The following is an 18,413-nucleotide window of genomic DNA, read 5'->3' on the forward strand; positions in this document are numbered from 1 at the left end:
TGATATTACATAATATAATGTAAACAGTCAACATATAAGTCCTTATTTTCTATTAGGTATTAAAATTCCATACAAAATTTGCTATATCGTTTAGACCGTTTCTGATACTCATTTTTTTTATACGTTCACGAATTTCTTCAAGGTATTTATTGTCAGAAAAAATTTCCTCTATTTTTTCTACAATACATTTTGGTTTTGGAATGTACCATCCAAGCTTATTCTGCACAATATACAGCATATTTCCTACTTCTTGTCCTCTTATATATGTAGAAACTATAACAGGTTTCCCTACAGCCAGAGATTCCATTAGCATCGCAGGCCCTCCTTTTGTAACGATGCAATCTGATATATTTATCAAATCCGGCATAAATGCAACAAAACCGAATATTTTAATATTTTTAAATTTTGAAAATTGAACTAGATATTCGAGGCTGTATTTAAGAGTTCTATTTTTTCCGCATACAACAATTAAAAAGCTGTCGGATTTTTTTTTGATAAAAGCTTTAACTATTGACAGTGCATTTTTTAATCCTTCTCCGCCTCCGGCTATTAATACTATTTTTTTATCTTTCGGAATTCCCAATTTTTCTTTTATTGAAATTATTTGTTCTTGTGGGTAGGGAACATCAAATTTTTCTGAAATAAGTAATGGAAATTGATGCAGTTTTTCTGCAGGAACATTGTGTTTGTTTAAGCCTTCTTGGAGTGCTTTTTTTGAAAAAACAATGAATTCGGTGTTTTTTTCAAAAAACCATACAGGATGAACCGTAAAAGGATCCATTACTATACTGATGAGCGGAATATTGGGATTTATCCTGTTTATCGCTTCTCTGCAAATTGGAATAAGGGTATGATGTAAACATACAAGTTTTGTAATTTGGTTTGATTTTAAAAATTCTACTAAATTTGGAACGGCATATGGAACTATTATTTTTTTTAAAAATGTCAGCACCGGTTTTAAAGAACATAATTGATAAAATGAAACATAGCCAAGTTCAAAATAATTTGTAGAAGATAAATATCCTTTTTCAAAAAAGAATTTTAAAAACCATGCGCCCTTATCAAAGCCGTCCTTGAGGTAGCATTCAACTTCATCGGGGTGTAAATCCGTTAATTTGCTTGACAGAGCTTTTGCACCGGCTATGTGTCCTGCTCCTGTTTTTAAATATATAAATCCGATTTTCTGTTTCATAGTTAGTATTATAAGCAAAAATCAATACAAGTACAAGTAATTAACAATGGCGGTCATTGTTCGATCAACTGCAAAGATTATAAAATTCAAAAATCAACGTATACTATATTTTAAAGATAACGAAAAGTCAATTGCATTTCCATTAATTTTTCCCGATGCATTTGTCCATGCAAAGCTTCCCCGTGCAATTAAATTATGCAATATTTGGTACGATCCTGATATTCTGATAGTGTTAAAAAAGATAGGATTACCGCTTGGACTTCGCCAAAGAAGCCATTCCTGATGGTTATTCCCCTTAGCTTCCGGATAATACACACCCGGAGGATCTTCTTTATTTTTATCAAAAAAGTTATCTTCATTTTCGCCTTTGCATACAAGTCTGTAAGTAAGGGATGCCGAATATTTTTTTGGATTTACAAGAGAAACTTGGGCTATGGCTGTAATTGTATCAGGCCCATATGGATTTGAAATCCATGTGTATATTTGGGAATTATCATATCCTAGAACCGAAGAAGACATTTCTTGCCGTTCATGGTAATAGCTTATTTTTTTGTTTGAAAGGATATTATACCATGGGTTTGCGTAAATGCCTTCAACTGAAGATATGATGTAGCCTATTGTTGTAGGGTAAAGGTATTCGACACCGAAAAGGCCGCCCAAAGAATTTGGGGTATAATTTTTTCCGTTTAAGCCCTTGAGCTCTGATGGAGTTTGAAACTGATTCATTCCGAATTGCCCATATAACCTTAATCCTTTTATAGGAACTGCATCTATCGTAATCCCGAATTGACTTCCTACTGCTCCATTTTCAGATGCCGGTGTAGTGCCAGGAAGGTAATCTTCTTTCCATGCTGCATGGCTATGAAAAATCATAGCAGGGTTTAAAAAGCGCGGATCAAAAAAAGAATTTATTAAAACACCTTCATGAAGTGTTACTGAAATTTGCTTTATAGGTCTAAAACTTATCCCATGCGTAAATAAAAAACGGGTAGGATTTAATTCTACGATAGTTAAATCAAGTTTTAAGTTATTTGTAAATACGGTTCCCGAAAAATAATCAAAGCGGTCAGCCGTATCGGCTATAAGCATACTGCCTCCCAATGTTCTGCCCAAATTTAACGAGCCCCTGCCGATATTTATGTTAAAAAAAGAGTTTCCCATCGATATGCCGGCCTTTTGAGGAAAATGAAAATCCATGTCGTTCTCTTTTAACGGAATATTTAAAAAAGTATTTGAAAATTTACTTGCTGCAAAATTCTTATTAAGACTTAAATAACAGTAAGTATAAAAATAATTTGAAATTAAAAATTCTATTGGAACGGCTATCGGTATCGGCATTTCATTGTAAGCTAAAAATTTATCTATGCGGGGGGTATAATCGTTTACTTTGTATGTGAAGCGCCCTTGAACCCCAAATAGGGCGTTTATATTGAATTTAAGTATTTCTTGTTTAAGAAGATAATTAGGCTGCACTAAAGTTTTTCTTGTATTTTCATATACCTGTAAGCCTATAGTGCTTAAATTCTCTTTATCAATAAGACTTAATGTTTTATAAAGCTCTGCTGCCGATTGCGGCTTTTTATAGGAAAGGGGAGAAAATCCGTTTTCGATAGCTAAAAAATATACGGCATCATAAATATCCGTATTCTTTTCATAAAAAATTTTTGCATAAGGTATATCATATTCCGATTCATTTTCAGTTGCGAAGGCTGTTTGGACCGTTTCGGTTATTAAACATATAATAAGAAAAACAATTACTATGTATTTTTTAGATTTCATAATAACCTCTCATATTTTAGGCATATTACCACAATAAACCATAAAATTCAATTATAGTCTTGACAACGCCGGCATAAAAGGATAACCTATTCAATATGAATGAGGCTTTTTGGCTTCAATTATAGGAGGAAAAGTGAAAAAGTTTTACATTGCGGCAAATTGGAAGATGAATATGAATAGGGCTGAAGCCAAGCAGCTTGCAACAGAAATGAAGGCCGGCCTAAAAGACGGAAAAAATAAGTATATGATAGCTCCTTCATTTACTCTTCTGCAAGATGTTGCGTCCGTGCTTAAAGGCTCCAATATCTTGCTGGGTGCTCAAAATATGGGATTGGAAGAAAAGGGCGCTCATACCGGGGAGGTTTCTGTTCTTCAGCTTTTGGATGTAGGTGTTCAAGCCGTAATTTTAGGCCATTCCGAAAGAAGGCATATATACAAGGAAACAGATGACCTTATCAATAAAAAGGTAAAACTTGCATTAAAACACGGTCTTGAAGTTATCCTCTGTGTGGGAGAGCTTCTCGAAGAGCGTGAAGCCGGTCATGCCGAAGCCGTATGCGAAAGGCAGATTAAAAAAGGGCTTACAGAAGTTTCTGCAAAAGATTTGGATAAGGTAACGATTGCTTATGAGCCTGTTTGGGCAATAGGAACGGGAAAAAATGCGAGCCCTGAGGATGCTGATGCCATCCATTCTTCAATAAGGAAGACCTTAGCCGCTCTTTACGGAGAAAAGGCTGCTAAAGATATGATAATCCAGTACGGAGGCTCTATGAAACCTGAAAATGCCGCCGGTCTTTTAAAAAAGCCCAATATTGACGGAGGCTTAATAGGCGGAGCCGGTCTTAAAACGGAAACATTTTTGCCTATAGCCTTGTTTTCCGAGTAGACTTTAAACTCTTGATTAGACTTGTTTTCTACTTGAAAAAATGAGAATAAAATGCTAGTATCTTAAGAGCTGTGATAGTTGTTTAGCTTTACAGTATAATAAAATAACTTAAATTGGAGGGTTATTAAGATGAAAAAGAAATTTTTTGCGATTAGTATTATGGCTTTATTAGCTTTGGCTGTTTTTGCCCAAAATGCGGCAAATGTAACAACCAAAACACAGAAAATTGAGGTTAAAGATAGGCCGTCTGCCGTAATGTATTTGACAAAGATGGATGTTCCGGGATTGGAAAATCAGGTTGAGTTTTACCTTACCTATGAGGAAAATAACGATACCTATAATGAAGCCGACTGCGAAAAAATTATTATGGAATTTATCGCCGAATATAAAAGAACTAATGTTTTTTCAAGATTTGAAGTTGAAGATCTAAAAGCCGCTTCTGTAGGAAAAACAAAGACAACTGTAGTAAAACGCGTTATTTTTAGAAAAGTCCGCTAAAAATTTAATAAGAGCTATTGAAACTTTTCCGTTTTTAGTGTATTCTGTAGGGCGTATTTTTATAATTTGGAGTTAGATTATGAGTGGTTTAGGTATTGCTTTGTTAGTACTTTTTGTCATAATTTGTGCGATTATTATCTTTTTAGTTTTATTACAAAATGAAGAAGGCGATAGTTTGGGCGGCCTTTTTTCAGGCGGAAGCAACTCGGCCTTCGGCTCAAAGTCGAGCAACGTATTAACAAGAGCTACTTATGTTGTTGTTGCCCTGTTTTTTGTAACGACCTTTTTATTGGCCCTTATTACAAAAACCCCATCGGATTCAGGTTTATCCGAAGAGGCAATGAAAAAACAAACCGAAACGTCAACCGACTGGTGGAAAAGCGACGACGGTACGAATAGCGGCACTGAAACCAAAAAAGACGGTGAGTAGTTTAAAAGAGATACCGATAAATCCGGTATCTCTTTTTTTTGTGCGAATTTATGTATTTTATACCTAATTTTATGTAGTTTATACCTAATATTGAAAGAAAAAGTATTAAATAAGGCCTAAAGGCCTTGACTGAACTGCTTTTTTCCATTTAAAATAGACTACTAGAGGTTTATATTTGGAAGACGCATATACAATAGTGTTAAAAGATGAACAAGTGCTTTCCGCTCTTTGCGGTACCAATGACAGAAATTTGGGCTTTCTTGAGCAATATCTTGGAGTTCCTGTCGTTTGCCGCGGTAATGAGGTAAGTGTTTTAAGTGCCGATGATGAGGTTTGCAAGAAATTTCAGCATGTGGTTGATAAGGCAGTAAATTCATCGGAAATCAAGTCCGAAAATTCATCGGAATATATCGAATCTCTTATATCTACAATAAACGTTTCCGATAAGCAGGACCTTTCCTCAGGATGTATTCATATACCGAGGGGCACACGTTCCGTATACCCCAAAAATCCTCATCAGCTTGAATTCATCAATTCTATCCGTAATAACGATATAAGTTTCGGACTTGGTGCTGCCGGTACGGGAAAAACCTATCTGGCTGTTGCATGTGCCCTTCAAATGCTTATGTCGCGCCAAATGCGTAAGATTGTTTTTACAAGACCTGTTGTAGAGGCCGGCGAGAGTTTAGGTTTTTTACCGGGAGACCTTGTTCAAAAAATTACTCCCTACTTGAGACCTCTTTATGATTCTATAGAGATCTTAATGCCTTTTGAGCTTATACGCCAAATGGAGGAGTCCAATATGGTTGAGGTGGCTCCCTTGGCCTATATGAGGGGCAGAACCCTGCATAACGCCGTTGTAATTTTGGACGAAGCTCAAAATACTACCAAAGAGCAAATGAAGATGTTTTTGACGAGAATGGGAGAGGGTTCCAAGCTCATTATAACAGGCGACCCTTCACAATCCGATATTTCATCGTCAAAAAATTCCGGTTTGGTACATGCTGCAAATCTTTTATCGAAAATTCGAGGGATCGGTATAGTCCGGTTTTCTCCGGAAGATGTTGTACGTCATTCTCTCGTTCAAAAAATAATTAAAGCCTATGATAAAGAATAAAAAAGAAAGTAAATTTAAACAAAAAATATCTTTTCTCAGTGTGATATTTAAAAGAAATAAGGCCTTTGTTACAGCGGTTGCGGTAAGCTTTTTGGTTTTGGCTGTAATGATTTATCTCAATGCTTATGAAAATTCGGGATTTTCCAAATTGACTATTTCCGATTTTGAAGTCGGAATGGTTTCCGATAGGGATGTAATATCAAACCGCAATATTGAGGTGATTGATGAAAAAGCTACAGAAATAAGAAGAGTTGCAGCTAAACATTCCGTCAGGGCTGTTTTTTATAAGGATGACTCGGTTTCGGAAAAAATGATAAGAGAGTACTCCGAATTTGCGAGTTATATAATAGGTCTAAAAGATTCGGCAAAGAGTTTTACGGCTTTTAAATTTATGGTTATGGAAAAATATCCCGTTCTTCTTTCAGAAAATGATTTGGAAAGCATATATAAGGCTGTTGATTTTTATGAGATTACCTCTGTTTCGCTCAACATGTTAAAACAGCTTTTCGATATCGGCATAATAGAGATGCCTCTTACAGGCCTTGGAGAATTAAATGATGCCGAAATAAGTCTGAGGACAAGCCAAGACCAAAAGCTGTCGTCTACAAATGTATTTCTTGCGAACCTTGTTTTATTTTATAATGTGAGAGATAGGATTAAAACTTTCCTTTCCGGTGTAAAAAAATCAAAACTTGAATCTTATGTGTTGAGTATTGTGCTTCCATTTGCCCAGCCTAATATTTTATTTGATACCGAAGAAACCGAAAAAAGAGTCGATGAGGCCTTAAAAAAGGTAACTCCTGTAAAAATAAATATAGAAAAAAATCAAAAGATTATAAAGAGAGGATTTATAATATCTGAAGATGCCTATACACGTTTAAAAGCCTACGCAGGGGACGGAAGATATATAGATTTTAGCCAGATTGCTGCTGCTCTAATTTTTTTAACCTTATCTGTTATAATCAGCCTATTTTTGTTTTCTAAAAAAATTATCGGGGAAAGTTTGGATTTTAAATTCAATCTGCTTATTTTAATCTCTTTTGATTTGATCTATATTTTAATTCTTTTTCTTTCAAGGCTTTCGATATTTGCATACCCTCTTGATATTGTTCCCATATTGCCGGTTACTTTTTTGACCATGCTGATTGCGGCTTTAATTTCAAGAAAAATTTCGGTATTTGCCGTTTTTGTTTTTTCTCTTGCTGTTTTCGGTGCAACCGGTTTTAAAATTCAGCCTGCTCTGTTTGCCATCCTTTCAGGTCTTGCCGGAGCCGGTATGGTAAATATTAAGGGCCAAAGGATGGATCTGATTAAAACTTCTTTAGGTTTAATCTTGGTGCAGCCGGTAATTTTACTCTGTATGTTTGCTATTTTTCCGGACTCTGCAAGCGATAAATCCGTGCTTTTATTGGGCACTGCAGGGAGCGGTTTTATAAGCGGTATTTTGGTTTTAGGCTTTTTGCCTATTTTAGAAACCTTGATGAATGTTCCTACAAGTTTTAGACTGATGGAACTGTCCGACCTTAATTCTCCAATTATGAAAAAAATGCTTATAACGGTTGCGGGAACTTATAATCATTCGATGATGGTTGCTTCCTTGGCCGAAAGTGCATGCCGTGAGATAGGAGCAAATTCGATTTTGGCCCGTGTAGGAGCTTATTATCACGATATAGGAAAGATGGAGCAGGGCGAATACTTTGTAGAAAATCAGACAAATTATAATAAGCACATGGATATAAATCCCCGCCTTTCGGCTACGGTAATAAGAAGTCATGTAAAAATCGGTATAGAAAAAGCAAAGCAATTACGGCTTCCTCAGCCCGTCATAGATATAATCTCCGAGCATCACGGAAACAGCTGTATATCCTATTTTTATGCAAAGGCAAAAGAACTTGATCCCAATGTAGATATCGAAGATTTTTGTTATCCCGGAATACCTCCGCGCTCAAAAGAATCTGCTGTTGTTATGCTGGCCGATATAGTTGAGGCTGCATGCCGTACCTTGGAAAAACCCTCGGTTCCCCGTTTGGAAAAATTTATTGATGAACTTGTTTCCGGAAAGATAAAGTCAGGTCAGCTTGATAACTCTGAGCTTACTTTCCGCGAAGTCAGAATAATCAAGGCTGCCTTTGTAAAAATCCTAGCCGGTTACTATCATTCCAGAATAGAATATCCGAATCAAAAGAATGTTGATGATGATGAGGGCACAAAGCCGCAGAATAAAAACGGTCAAAAACTAGAGATTGAAACTTCTCAGGTACAGCCTCAAAAGGAAAATCATAATGTCTAATTCAATTAGTGTGTCATTTAATGATGAACCTCCGGGGTCTATAGACCCCGTAAGAGTTGAAAATTTTATATCTGAAGTCCTAAAAGATTTAAACTTGAAAAATTGGGATATCTCCTTGTTGTTTTGTGATGATGCTTTTATTCAAAACCTTAATAAACAATACAGGGATATCGATTCGCCGACAGATGTCCTTTCTTTTGAACAGGGTGACGAATATTTTGACGAGGCCGGTGAAACAAGGTTTATGGCCGGTGACATAGTTATAAGCCTTGACAGTCTCCGCTTTAATGCCGAAGAATTTAATGTAGACATAAATGAAGAGCTAAAAAGACTGATTGTGCACGGTATTTTGCATTTGAACGGAATGGATCATTCGGATAATTCGCCGGAACAAGAAATGCTTAAATTTCAAGAAGAATTGCTTATGCAATATAAAAATATGGAAATTTATCGGGTATAGTTATGGGTATAATAGACTTATTTAAAAAGAAGGGTAATGTAAACAATATTCTAAAAGAAGGATTAAACGAGGAAAAAAGGGATATGATCCGCGGCGTTGTCGACTTATCCGATACGGCTGTAAAAGAGGTTATGATTCCGCGTATAGATGTTGATTTTTTAGCCCTTGATACGCCTAGCGATGAAATTTTAGACAGAATATCGGAAAGCGGTCACTCCCGTTTTCCCGTATATGATGAGTCAATCGATAATGTTATAGGTATTCTTTATGTTAAGGATATAATAAAACTTTTGACAAAGAATCAAAAAATTGAGCTTGATAAGATAGTGCGCCGAGCATTTTTTGTTCCCGAATCAAAAAGAATTGACGCTCTTTTAGCCGAATTTAAAAGACGCCATGTTCATATTGCCGTTGCTGTTGATGAATACGGCGGTGTTTCAGGTATTGTATGTATGGAAGACATCATAGAAGAGATTGTAGGCGATATACAGGATGAATTTGACAATGAGGGTGAGGATATTACCGAAATCGCCCCGGGGGTCTGGCTTTGCGATGCCCGCGTTGATCTGGACGACCTTGCCGAAACCATTAAAAGCGATGACTTACCTGTAGACGAGTTTGAAACATTGGGCGGTTTTGTGTTCGATCTTTTCGGAAAAATACCTGCCAAATATGAAAAAACGGCTTGGAATGATTTTGACTTTATTGTTCAGGATATGGACGGACATAAGGTTAAGACCGTTAAAATTGTCCACAACAAGAATTCTATGCAAAATTAGGGAGGGAATGTATGAAAAAGCCTTTTTTCGGATTTATGTTTATTGCTTTATTTTCAGCCTCTTTATTCTGCAACCCTGCAGACTTGTATCAAAAAGGTGCCGAATATCAGGCTAATGAAGATTGGTACGGGGCTATTGAAATGTACCAATCCGCTTTAAAGGAAAACCCCTCCTATAATTTGGTATATCAGGGCTTAGCCGAATGTTTTTATGCTCTCGACGAATATGACCAAGCCTTATCCTTTGTAGAGTCAGCCCGAAAATATAAAAAAGATGATCCCGATTTGCAAAACCTCCACGGTTTTATTTTGGTAGGTCTTGGAAAGATAGATGCGGCAAAGACCCTTTTTAATGGGGTTTTAAAAAAATATCCCAACAATCCCGAAGCCCATTTCGGCTTGGCTGAAATAGAGGTTTCCCAAGGAAAGCTCTATCTTGCTTCCGAGATGTATAAGCAAAACCTTCAGCGTCAGGGGGAAAACAGGAAGGCCCTTCTTTCCTTAGCTCTCGTAAGCTATGAGGCCGGAAATGTTAAACAGGCCGAAGATTATATAAACAGAGCCTTAAAATACCATGGCGATAATCCTCAGGTTCATTATTTTGCAGCCTATTTACATTCTCTTGACGGAAAACTTGAAGAGGCCGAAGGACGTATTTATTCGGCTCTTAAATTAAAAGAAGATTATGATGAGGCCTATGCCCTGCTTGCTTCAGTCTTATATGCACAAAAGCGTTACGAAGAAGTTATAAAGATTTCCGATATGAGGATTTCAAAAAAAAGAGACAGGGCAGATGCTTGGTACCTAAAAACTTTGAGTTTAAGGCAGCTTGCAAGATACGGTGAGGCCATAAATGCCGCTAAGGTTGGACTTTCCTTGGATGCCGATGATGAAATAATGCGCTGCCTTTTAGAAGAGCTTGCCATAGAAAATTTGAATTTTGAAGACTCCTTCCGTATGGAGCTTTCAAAATACCACGCACAAAAAGCTCTCGGATTTTTCCGCCGAAATATGACTGAGCAAGCCCTCTATGAGTACAGGCGAACCTTGAAGATATATCCTTATGATGTTGAAAGCAGAGAGGCCTATGCCGGTATTTTGCTCCGCCTCGGTTACCCCGAAAGATATTTGGAACAAATGCTTTTTATTCAGTCCATAGTAAAGAGCAATACAAAGGTAAATGATGCAGTTGAAGCTTATGAAAAACATCTTTTAAGTTCCATTCAATCAAAATGGCGTATAGACCCCCTTTATCTGGATAAGGCCCACATATCCATAGGTTTATTTTATGCCATGGAAAGCTCAAATGTTTTACATCCTGAAGCCGAGCGTATAACTCAAATTCTTACCTCGGATATTTTTTCTTATAATCCCGGAATCAAAATAACTTCTTATTCGGATAAATCTGTAACTTACAGGGAGGCTTCGAAAAAATCTCGCACGGCAAATGAGGACTATTTCGGCATTATAAAACTTAAAGAGAACAGAAGGGATATTCAAATCATATTAGAACTTTATGTTTCGCGGACCGGTTCTCCGGCAAAAACATTTACCGTTTACCGTTCAGGCAATGACCGTTTTTCGAACGGCATAAGGCGGCTTTCTTCAATGCTTAATGAAGCAATGCCCATAGTAGGTAAGCTTATAAACCGCTATCAAAATGAGGCCGTTATCGACATAGGAAAACATGATTCGGATTTTACGGATTTAAAAATTGCCGTTATACGCAAGGACCGCTTGGTTATCGAAAAAGAAGGCCTGGGCATAGTCTTTGATCCATCCGATCTCTTAGGTTATTTTGAACCTTCAAAGTCGGAGGAGAATTTGTCTGAGGGAATTTTAAAGAGAAACGGTTACTATGATAGAATGAATGCCGGCGATTCGGTAATTCTTGTTAGCGAAAATACAAAAGAAAAAGCTGAGGAAGATTATACGAATTCCTATCAAAAAAATTCTTTATTGCTTTTACTTCTTAGGAAAATTCGCTAGCAAAAATTTGCCGGCGAAGAATTAATTCAATTCGCCAGCGAAGAACTGAACTAATTCAATTAGCTAATTCTAAAAGACAATAATGCGCCCATTCTTTTGCCTGAGACGGATACAGGTCTTGGGCAGCTAAAAATTCCAATAGGGCCTTGTCATAGAGGTTTTGGAAAAAAAGGGTCTGTCCTATATAAAAATGCGTTCTCGCGGAAACTCTGGAGGTCCTGCGTATTCTTAAAAAATTGTTCAGTTCAACATTACATTTTTGCCAGTTTTTTGTATAAAAATAATCGTTTAGAATTCGTTGTAATTCCATGCCCTCACCGCCGTCAGGAGTTCTTTTGTCATCAGGAAAGACATAGGGCTCCAGTCTTTGCGAAGAAATAATAAATTCTCTGAAATCCCTTTTTTCCGCCGTAAGAGCGTTTATAAGGGTTTCGGTTTGAGAAGAAAAAAACTCGGTTCTTTTTTTTATTTGCTTTGCAGGGTTTAAAAAAGGCAAAGGAATAGGGCGGTTTTGCAGCGCAATGTTTTTTTTCTCTTGTTCTTCAGAAGAACCGAAGACTTCGACGGGGCTGTTGATTGTATTTATTCCGTTTATAAATTGAATTTTGCCTGAAGCGATTTCGTTTTCTTCGGCAATGGCATAATAATAGGGAATCCCGGGAATCGGGTAGTCAAAAAAGGGAAGTCCGTCATCGGTTATATTTGCAATAGGGACGGCTTCGGCAAGAGAGCTTATTGATGAAAAGCCCGTTGTTGACCTGTAAAGAATTAGATTTCTTCCCTCAGGTTTTGCTTTCCAGCTGATCATTACAGACCTTTCTCTTGTGAGAATCGAAAATGAGAGAAAGGCAAAGTCCTCATTTTTTTGCAGATCTTGAGGATTTTCCGCGAATTCTATCTTTTCCGAACCTGTTTTATCGGGCTTTACCTCCGGCAAAACTTGTGATAGTTCATTTTCGCCGATAAGACTTTCATCGGTAAAAGCGGCTTGTTCTGCAAAGCAAAAAGATACAACAAATAAAAATATAATAAATCCTTTCTTCATATCTTATATTTTCGGCCTTTTTTTTAAAAAAATCAAGAGCCCGATGGCACGGAAATCAATTTTGTAATCATCATGCCGTTTTATCTATCCGTTTTACCTATCTTGAATAAAACTCGTTTTAATACTAAAATATAAACTTATGAAAACAGGTTTTATCGCAGAAAGAGCAAAACAGCTTAAAATCTCTTCTCTTTCTATTTCCGAAGGCTTACGCTCAGGCGGCTTCAGTTCGGCTTTTCGCGGGCAGGGGATAGAATTCGATTCGGTGCGGGAGTATGAAACGGGAGATGATGTGCGCTCTATCGATTGGAACCTTACGGCACGGAGCGGTAAGACCTATGTTAAGATGTACCGTGAAGAAAGGGATCTAAGCATTTTTATCTGTGTGGATTTTTCGCTTTCGATGGAGCCTGGGCTCGATAAAATCAGCCCTAAGGAAAAAGCTGTCGAAACGGCAGCCCTCTTAGCCTTTGCTGGGAGGCATATGTTTTCCCCGGTCGGAGCCCTTTTTTTTGATGGAGAAAAAGGCCCCTTGTTTCTTCCTAGAACGGGAGAAGAGAATATTTTGACCATATTAAAATCTATGGAAGATTTTGCCTTTTGCAAAAATCGAAAACCCGTAAAGGGAACCCGCCTTGCATCTTCGATGACTGCCGCTTCCAAGATTTTGCGTTCGAGGTCATTGGTAATAATCATTTCTGATTTTAAGGTTGAGGGCTATGAAAAGGAGCTTGGGCTCTTGGCGGCAAAACATGATGTTGTTTGCCTTAAGATAAGCGGATCTATGGATTATTTTTTGCCGGAAGCCGGAGCTATAAGATTTAAAGACCCGGAAACCGATTTTAAAATGCTCTTGCCTACGGACTCTAAGACCTTTCAGATGGAATATAAAAAGAATTTTACTGAAGAAATATCAAGATGGGAGAATACCTGTAAGCATTCCCTTGCTAATCCTGTTTTGCTCGATGTAAATGAGGATACCGTAAAGGTATTGGGAGAATTTTTTTTATCGAAACAAAACAATCAACGTGTTTTAAAAGATAATTTGGCCAAGTTTGGAGCGGATGGATGGAAGGCATTTTAATTCCTCAACAGGTTTTTGTAGGAGACTCCGCAGAATTTTTATTCCCCATAGATGCTTTGCAATCTTTTGATCCTTCCATTTTAATGTCCGGCTATTTTAAGATTGATAAAATAAAACAAAATACTATGATGGATATAACTTCCATTCAAATTAAAAAACAGAAAACAAAAGAATACATATCCATAAATTTTACTCCATGGGAAACAGGATCCGTATTTTTCCCTTCATTGGCTGAGGCCGGTATTTACGATTCAATGCCTCAAGTTTTTATTTCTTCAATATTGGAAACGGCAAAGGTTGAGGTCATACAGCCTCCGCGTCCTCCTCTTTTACTTCCGGGTACGAGTTATTTGCTTTATCTTATAGCCTCCATAAGCGGTGTACTTATTTTTACTTCCATAATGTTTTTTTCTGCGGTAAAAAAACATTTTTTTGTTTATTCTTTTTCGAGGGCTCAAAGAATAAGAATTAAAGCCTTAAATAAATCTTTGAGAAAGTTAAAGCGGCAAGTGTCTTCCGTTTCTTCTTCCGACAGCCTTGAAGGAATTACAAAAAGAAAGGATTGGTTAAAAAAATTTGAGTTTGCCTTTAGAAGGTATTGCTTCAGCTTGACTTCATCGGAAAAGGTTTTAAAATCGGGTGAGGGCGACTGTCTTACATATTCGGAAATATTGGAAAACCTTAAACGGAAGTTTGAAAGCACCTACGGAGTTTACTTTGAATTTGAAAAAATCTTTTTTAAACTTCAAGCTCTCCGTTTTGGGGCTGCGGATCTAAAAGAAATAAACTTTGAAATGGAAAGTATTTATTTTTTAAATCAAACACTTAAACTTATGAAAATAGCAGAATCCGAAATTCAAAAAATCGTAAATGCCGCTCAAAAAGAAAAATTAAAATACAAGGCGGATACAAATGATTAGTTTTAACCATCCCCTTATGCTTTTATTGATTTTGTTTTTTTTCTTGTTTCTTATATTAAAAAAAAGCGGCCTTGTTGCAATTCCCGAGTTAAAATTAAATTTGGTTAATTGGAAGGGCTTTTTTCCAAAAAAAAATAAACTTATGGAATTTGGAAATTTCTTATGCTATTTTTTTTGGTATTGCGGTATTATTTTTTTAATAATAGCCCTATCGGAACCTGTTATTTTTAAAAACAAACAGGTTTATACCGATGCCGGAAGTTCCATTATGTTTTTATTGGACATAAGCCCTTCTATGGCGGCAAAGGATATGAACGGAGAAACGAGGATCGCAGCCGCAAAAAAAATTATAAGAAAATTTGTTGCAAAGTATCCCGGGGATTCTTTCGGCCTGACAGCTCTTTCGAGTTCTGCAGCTCTCATTCTTCCTCCTACGATCGATCATAAGGTATTTTTATCCCGCCTCGATTCTTTGAGTATAGGAGAATTAGGAGATGGAACTGCAATCGGTATGGGGCTTGCAGTTTCTTCAGCCTATATGACAAGGACTAAGCTGAATTCTTCTTACATTGTTTTACTTACAGATGGTGAAAATAATACGGGCGAAATAAACCCGAAAACTGCGGCAGAAGTTTTAGTAAATAAAAACATCGGGTTTTATGTTATAGGGATAGGAAGTTCGGGATATACTACCTTGGAGTACACAGATCGAAAAACGGGGAAAACCTACTCGGGATCTATTTTTTCCAAGTTCGATGAGGTTGAGTTAAAAAAAATCGCTCAATACGGAAACGGAAAATATGCCTCTGCATCTTCACCCGAAATACTTGAAAATATATTTAACACAATATCCAAGCAGGTCCCTGCAGCGCAGTCTAATTTTACCCGGATTATCGAAGAAAATTTATATGTGTACTTTTTGTCGGCTTCAATTTTTTCCTTTGTGCTTGTGTGGCTTTTACGCCGAATTTTTATGAGGGTATATCTATGATAAGTTTTGAAAATTCGGTATACCTGTTTTTTATCCTGTTTTTACTTCCTGTTTGGTTTATTTTTTATATAAACTTAAAAAAGATAAAAAAAGCTTATTCAGGCTTGGAAAATACAAAAAAGATAATCAAAAAAGCTAAAATAAGAGCCTTGTTTTTTTCTGCTGCATGGATTTTTTTGATTTTGGGCTTGGCCTGTCCTCTTTGGGGTTCCAAACCCGTTTCAGTCAGGAGAAGGGGAGTATCGGTTATGTTTGTTTCCGATATTTCAAAAAGTATGAGCCTTCAAGATATTCAGCCCAGCCGTATTGCCGTACAAAGACAGTTTTTAAAAATCTTGCTCGAAAAGATGCATAAAACCTCAGCCGAGCCTGCAGTGGGTCTTGTAATTACAAAGGGAGAGGGTGTTTTATCGGTACCCTTAAGCTTTGAAAAAAATGCCCTATCCTCTGCAATAAATGCCTTATCTCCCTTAATTCTTTCTTCTACAGGCACGAACCTTGAAGCGGGCGTTTTACGGGCATTGGATTTTTTTGGAGAAAACAGGGGAAACTCAAAAATAATAGTTTTATGCACGGACGGCGGGGAAACCTCAGGTTCTTTTTTACATGCTGCAGAAAAAATAAAAAAGACGGATGCAATCCTAATTATTGTGGGCTTCGGTACTCTTGAAGAAACTAAAATAAAAGTCCTTGATGAAAAGGGAAATACCCAATTAAAGGATGCAAGATTGGAAGAAGCCTTTTTACAAAAGGCTGCAAGTATAGCCGGAGGTGAAAGTACGTATATCTCGGCTTTAAGTTCCGGGTCTATAGAAACTATTTTAAAAATAATAGACGCCGGTGTAGAGGGAGTTGAAAAAATGGTTTATATACAGGAGCCTGTAAAAAGAAATTTTGAAATGCTTTTACTTGCTTTTATTTTTTTATGTTTAGGCGGAGTATCCTTTTATGGTAAAAATAAATAAAATAATCTGTATAAGTATCCTTATTTTCTTGATATCCTCTTGTAGTAAAGTTGATAGGGCTAGGCTTAATTTTCTTTCGGGATATATTGCATGGAAACAAAATGATTGGAATAAGGCTGCATCAAACTTTTTTAAATCGATAGACCTGAGTGAAGAGGTTGAAGATGTAAAAATAAAAGACTATTCGGATTTTGCAATCGGCTCCATCTACCTTATGCAAAATGAAGATGCTTCGGCTCTTTCCCGTTTTGAAAAGATAAATGAAAATACGGATAAAAATTTGGATTCCTATATTTATTATCAAAAAGGAATAATAGCATTTAAAAATCATGAATATGAAAAGGCTGTAAGGCTTTTTAAAAAATCTCTGGAACTTAAACCGGATAGTGTTGATGCTAAGATTAATTTCGAGCTTAGTATGCGTTATCAAAAAAAACAAAAGGAAAAACTTCCTAATTCTAAAAGAGCTGCCGTTATTGAAAATAAAGAAGCCGATTTATTGGAAAAGACGATTTTAAATTTAATACGGCAAAAGGAGAAAGAACAATGGCAAAAGAAAGAGCAAGAAAACAAGCAGCCTCGGGCATTCGATTATTGATTCTTTTTTTTCTTTTTTCTCTTCATCCGGGACTTATCTATGCCGGAATAGAGAAGGATCCGGAACTATCTTTTTCTTCAGGCCCACTATTTATAGATTCCGTTTTTGAAATAAAAATAAAATTGGATGAATATTCTTCTAGGTCATCGGATGAACCTAAACTGATTATTTTGGATGAGAATTCGGTTCTTGAATTTTTGGATTCAAGTATAAATTCATTGTACGGCGGTATTTTAATCACAAATAGGTATAAGCTAAAAAAAATAGGAAACTTTGAACTTATTCCTTACTTGTCTTTGGGAAAGCATCAGACTAAACTTAAAAAGTTTTCTATTCAGGTGGAACCTCCGGCCTTATCAAAGGATACAATGTTTAAATGGAAAATATTGGATGCTGTTTCGTATTCTCCGGTTAAAAAAATTATACAGGGAAAAAAATATCTCATCGTTTTAATGGGCTTTTTTTATGATTATTTTCAAACTGAGGGCAGGACTTCCGGTTTGGATATAAACTGTCAGGCTCCTGAAGATTCCATTTTCGAAGCTGCCGTCAGAATTAAAGAATCCGATACGTCAAAAATAGAGCGTACAATTATTGATGAAACAGGTTGGAAGGCGGTTTCTTATTTTTTTTGGACGCCTCTTAAAGCCGGCGATATAGGTCTTCCGGTGGCGCAAATAAGTATAGCCTCCGAATCAAAAGATTCCCGCAAAATTTATGTTAGAGAGCAAAGGGTAAATGTAATAAAGGGAAGCCTTAAACAAGAAGAAATAAGCGACGACGAAAAAAAAGCTTATGAAACTTTAGGCCCTGCCTTAAACACTAAGAAAAACGAACTTGGTCAAACTAAGCTGAAAAATCATAAAGAAAATTTTGAAGAAAAAAAAGAAAGGGCTTTACTTATTGCAGAGCTGCGTACAAAGGAAGCCGGCAGTTTTTTTCCGGGAAAAATAAAAAATCAAAGACTTGAATATGAAAAAGAACTTAATTTAAAAGAAAGCTTTGCCGTCAGATCTGCAATCCTAAAAAAAATATTATGGTTTTTATTTTTTATTTTATTGCTGCTATCAAGCTATTTTTTCTTGTATAAAAAGAAGAATATCGTATTTAAGCTTTTTTTAATTTTAAGCCTTGGTTTGATTTCTGTCCTTATCTTTTTATATTCGCGGCAATATGAAAGAGCTGTTTATAGGCCGCTAAACTATGATGAGCCGTATTTACTTTATCATATACCCGAAACAAGCGGAACCATTGTAAGTTCTCTGGAAATTGGTGAAACCGTTATCATAAAACAAAAAACTTCCGAATGGTTTTTTATAGAAAAAAAAGACGGTACCGGCGGCTGGCAAAAAAAGAACGGCTTTATTATAACGGATTAGGAAGATGGGAGG

General features: G+C 36.5%; 17 protein-coding genes. 14 read left to right on the forward strand and 3 right to left on the reverse strand.

Annotated elements, in window-relative coordinates; translation table 11 throughout:
• Nucleotides 1-52: 52 nt before the first annotated feature.
• Nucleotides 53-1,192 (reverse strand): glycosyltransferase, encoded by a 1,140-nt coding sequence (locus tag HGJ18_RS02775; protein WP_253697565.1) that lies wholly within the window; start codon nt 1,190-1,192, stop codon nt 53-55.
• A 93-nt stretch (nt 1,193-1,285) separates the two neighbouring features.
• Nucleotides 1,286-2,971, reverse strand: coding sequence for a hypothetical protein (locus HGJ18_RS02780; RefSeq protein ID WP_253697566.1), 1,686 nt, complete (start codon nt 2,969-2,971; stop codon nt 1,286-1,288).
• A gap of 133 nt (nt 2,972-3,104) precedes the next feature.
• Between HGJ18_RS02780 and tpiA the strand changes: the two genes are divergently transcribed.
• The 8 genes from tpiA (at nt 3,105) to HGJ18_RS02820 (ending at nt 11,419) form a co-directional block, all read left to right on the forward strand.
• Nucleotides 3,105-3,857: a triose-phosphate isomerase gene (gene tpiA / locus HGJ18_RS02785; RefSeq protein WP_253680213.1), complete on the forward strand. Its 753-nt coding sequence runs from the start codon at nt 3,105-3,107 to the stop codon at nt 3,855-3,857.
• A 129-nt stretch (nt 3,858-3,986) separates the two neighbouring features.
• A complete protein-coding gene (locus HGJ18_RS02790; RefSeq protein WP_010699193.1) occupies nt 3,987-4,355 on the forward strand; it encodes a hypothetical protein in 369 nt (122 codons plus the stop codon).
• A 79-nt stretch (nt 4,356-4,434) separates the two neighbouring features.
• Nucleotides 4,435-4,785: a preprotein translocase subunit SecG gene (gene secG / locus HGJ18_RS02795; RefSeq protein ID WP_253697567.1), complete on the forward strand. Its 351-nt coding sequence runs from the start codon at nt 4,435-4,437 to the stop codon at nt 4,783-4,785.
• Nucleotides 4,786-4,960: 175 nt separating this feature from the next.
• The gene (locus HGJ18_RS02800) at nt 4,961-5,902 is read left to right on the forward strand and encodes a PhoH family protein (protein WP_253697568.1); all 942 of its coding nucleotides are present in this window, start codon (nt 4,961-4,963) and stop codon (nt 5,900-5,902) included.
• Nucleotides 5,889-8,192 carry an HD family phosphohydrolase gene (locus HGJ18_RS02805; RefSeq protein ID WP_253697569.1) on the forward strand — a complete coding sequence of 768 codons (2,304 nt, stop codon included), beginning with the start codon at nt 5,889-5,891 and terminating at the stop codon, nt 8,190-8,192. Before HGJ18_RS02800 ends, HGJ18_RS02805 begins: the two co-directional genes overlap by 14 nt.
• Nucleotides 8,185-8,652 carry an rRNA maturation RNase YbeY gene (gene ybeY, locus HGJ18_RS02810; protein WP_002677742.1) on the forward strand — a complete coding sequence of 156 codons (468 nt, stop codon included), beginning with the start codon at nt 8,185-8,187 and terminating at the stop codon, nt 8,650-8,652. The genes HGJ18_RS02805 and ybeY overlap by 8 nt, the downstream gene beginning before the upstream one ends.
• A 2-nt stretch (nt 8,653-8,654) precedes the next feature.
• Nucleotides 8,655-9,431, forward strand: coding sequence for a hemolysin family protein (locus HGJ18_RS02815; RefSeq protein ID WP_002668519.1), 777 nt, complete (start codon nt 8,655-8,657; stop codon nt 9,429-9,431).
• An 11-nt stretch (nt 9,432-9,442) separates the two neighbouring features.
• Nucleotides 9,443-11,419, forward strand: coding sequence for a tetratricopeptide repeat protein (locus tag HGJ18_RS02820; RefSeq protein WP_253697570.1), 1,977 nt, complete (start codon nt 9,443-9,445; stop codon nt 11,417-11,419).
• A 55-nt stretch (nt 11,420-11,474) separates the two neighbouring features.
• Here HGJ18_RS02820 and HGJ18_RS02825 read toward each other — a convergent pair whose 3' ends face one another.
• The gene (locus tag HGJ18_RS02825; RefSeq protein ID WP_253697571.1) at nt 11,475-12,464 is read right to left on the reverse strand and encodes a tetratricopeptide repeat protein; all 990 of its coding nucleotides are present in this window, start codon (nt 12,462-12,464) and stop codon (nt 11,475-11,477) included.
• A gap of 139 nt (nt 12,465-12,603) precedes the next feature.
• Between HGJ18_RS02825 and HGJ18_RS02830 the strand changes: the two genes are divergently transcribed.
• The 6 genes from HGJ18_RS02830 to HGJ18_RS02855 are packed head-to-tail and all read left to right on the forward strand — an operon-like array spanning nt 12,604 to nt 18,401.
• Nucleotides 12,604-13,548: a DUF58 domain-containing protein gene (locus tag HGJ18_RS02830; protein ID WP_253697572.1), complete on the forward strand. Its 945-nt coding sequence runs from the start codon at nt 12,604-12,606 to the stop codon at nt 13,546-13,548.
• The gene (locus HGJ18_RS02835; RefSeq protein ID WP_253697573.1) at nt 13,533-14,468 is read left to right on the forward strand and encodes a hypothetical protein; all 936 of its coding nucleotides are present in this window, start codon (nt 13,533-13,535) and stop codon (nt 14,466-14,468) included. The genes HGJ18_RS02830 and HGJ18_RS02835 overlap by 16 nt, the downstream gene beginning before the upstream one ends.
• A complete protein-coding gene (locus tag HGJ18_RS02840) occupies nt 14,461-15,459 on the forward strand; it encodes a VWA domain-containing protein (protein WP_253697574.1) in 999 nt (332 codons plus the stop codon). Before HGJ18_RS02835 ends, HGJ18_RS02840 begins: the two co-directional genes overlap by 8 nt.
• Nucleotides 15,456-16,424, forward strand: a complete 969-nt coding sequence (locus HGJ18_RS02845) for a vWA domain-containing protein (protein ID WP_253697575.1) — start codon at nt 15,456-15,458, stop codon at nt 16,422-16,424. The genes HGJ18_RS02840 and HGJ18_RS02845 overlap by 4 nt, the downstream gene beginning before the upstream one ends.
• Nucleotides 16,408-17,022: a tetratricopeptide repeat protein gene (locus tag HGJ18_RS02850; protein WP_253697576.1), complete on the forward strand. Its 615-nt coding sequence runs from the start codon at nt 16,408-16,410 to the stop codon at nt 17,020-17,022. Before HGJ18_RS02845 ends, HGJ18_RS02850 begins: the two co-directional genes overlap by 17 nt.
• A complete protein-coding gene (locus tag HGJ18_RS02855; RefSeq protein WP_253697577.1) occupies nt 16,971-18,401 on the forward strand; it encodes an SH3 domain-containing protein in 1,431 nt (476 codons plus the stop codon). The genes HGJ18_RS02850 and HGJ18_RS02855 overlap by 52 nt, the downstream gene beginning before the upstream one ends.
• Nucleotides 18,402-18,413 lie beyond the last annotated feature (12 nt).

The sequence above is a fragment of the Treponema denticola genome, from assembly GCF_024181405.1.
GTDB lineage: Bacteria > Spirochaetota > Spirochaetia > Treponematales > Treponemataceae > Treponema_B > Treponema_B denticola_D.

Excerpts from the sequence above, each read along its gene's own strand:
- HGJ18_RS02850 (WP_253697576.1), top strand. The coding sequence starts at position 16,408 with ATGGTAAAAATAAATAAAATAATCTGTATAAGTATCCTTATTTTCTTG.
- HGJ18_RS02855 (WP_253697577.1), top strand. The coding sequence starts at position 16,971 with ATGGCAAAAGAAAGAGCAAGAAAACAAGCAGCCTCGGGCATTCGATTA.
- HGJ18_RS02775 (WP_253697565.1), bottom strand. The coding sequence starts at position 1,192 with ATGAAACAGAAAATCGGATTTATATATTTAAAAACAGGAGCAGGACAC.
- secG (WP_253697567.1), top strand. The coding sequence starts at position 4,435 with ATGAGTGGTTTAGGTATTGCTTTGTTAGTACTTTTTGTCATAATTTGT.
- HGJ18_RS02825 (WP_253697571.1), bottom strand. The coding sequence starts at position 12,464 with ATGAAGAAAGGATTTATTATATTTTTATTTGTTGTATCTTTTTGCTTT.
- HGJ18_RS02845 (WP_253697575.1), top strand. The coding sequence starts at position 15,456 with ATGATAAGTTTTGAAAATTCGGTATACCTGTTTTTTATCCTGTTTTTA.
- HGJ18_RS02840 (WP_253697574.1), top strand. The coding sequence starts at position 14,461 with ATGATTAGTTTTAACCATCCCCTTATGCTTTTATTGATTTTGTTTTTT.
- HGJ18_RS02820 (WP_253697570.1), top strand. The coding sequence starts at position 9,443 with ATGAAAAAGCCTTTTTTCGGATTTATGTTTATTGCTTTATTTTCAGCC.
- HGJ18_RS02805 (WP_253697569.1), top strand. The coding sequence starts at position 5,889 with ATGATAAAGAATAAAAAAGAAAGTAAATTTAAACAAAAAATATCTTTT.
- HGJ18_RS02790 (WP_010699193.1), top strand. The coding sequence starts at position 3,987 with ATGAAAAAGAAATTTTTTGCGATTAGTATTATGGCTTTATTAGCTTTG.
- HGJ18_RS02780 (WP_253697566.1), bottom strand. The coding sequence starts at position 2,971 with ATGAAATCTAAAAAATACATAGTAATTGTTTTTCTTATTATATGTTTA.
- ybeY (WP_002677742.1), top strand. The coding sequence starts at position 8,185 with ATGTCTAATTCAATTAGTGTGTCATTTAATGATGAACCTCCGGGGTCT.
- HGJ18_RS02815 (WP_002668519.1), top strand. The coding sequence starts at position 8,655 with ATGGGTATAATAGACTTATTTAAAAAGAAGGGTAATGTAAACAATATT.
- HGJ18_RS02830 (WP_253697572.1), top strand. The coding sequence starts at position 12,604 with ATGAAAACAGGTTTTATCGCAGAAAGAGCAAAACAGCTTAAAATCTCT.
- HGJ18_RS02835 (WP_253697573.1), top strand. The coding sequence starts at position 13,533 with ATGGAAGGCATTTTAATTCCTCAACAGGTTTTTGTAGGAGACTCCGCA.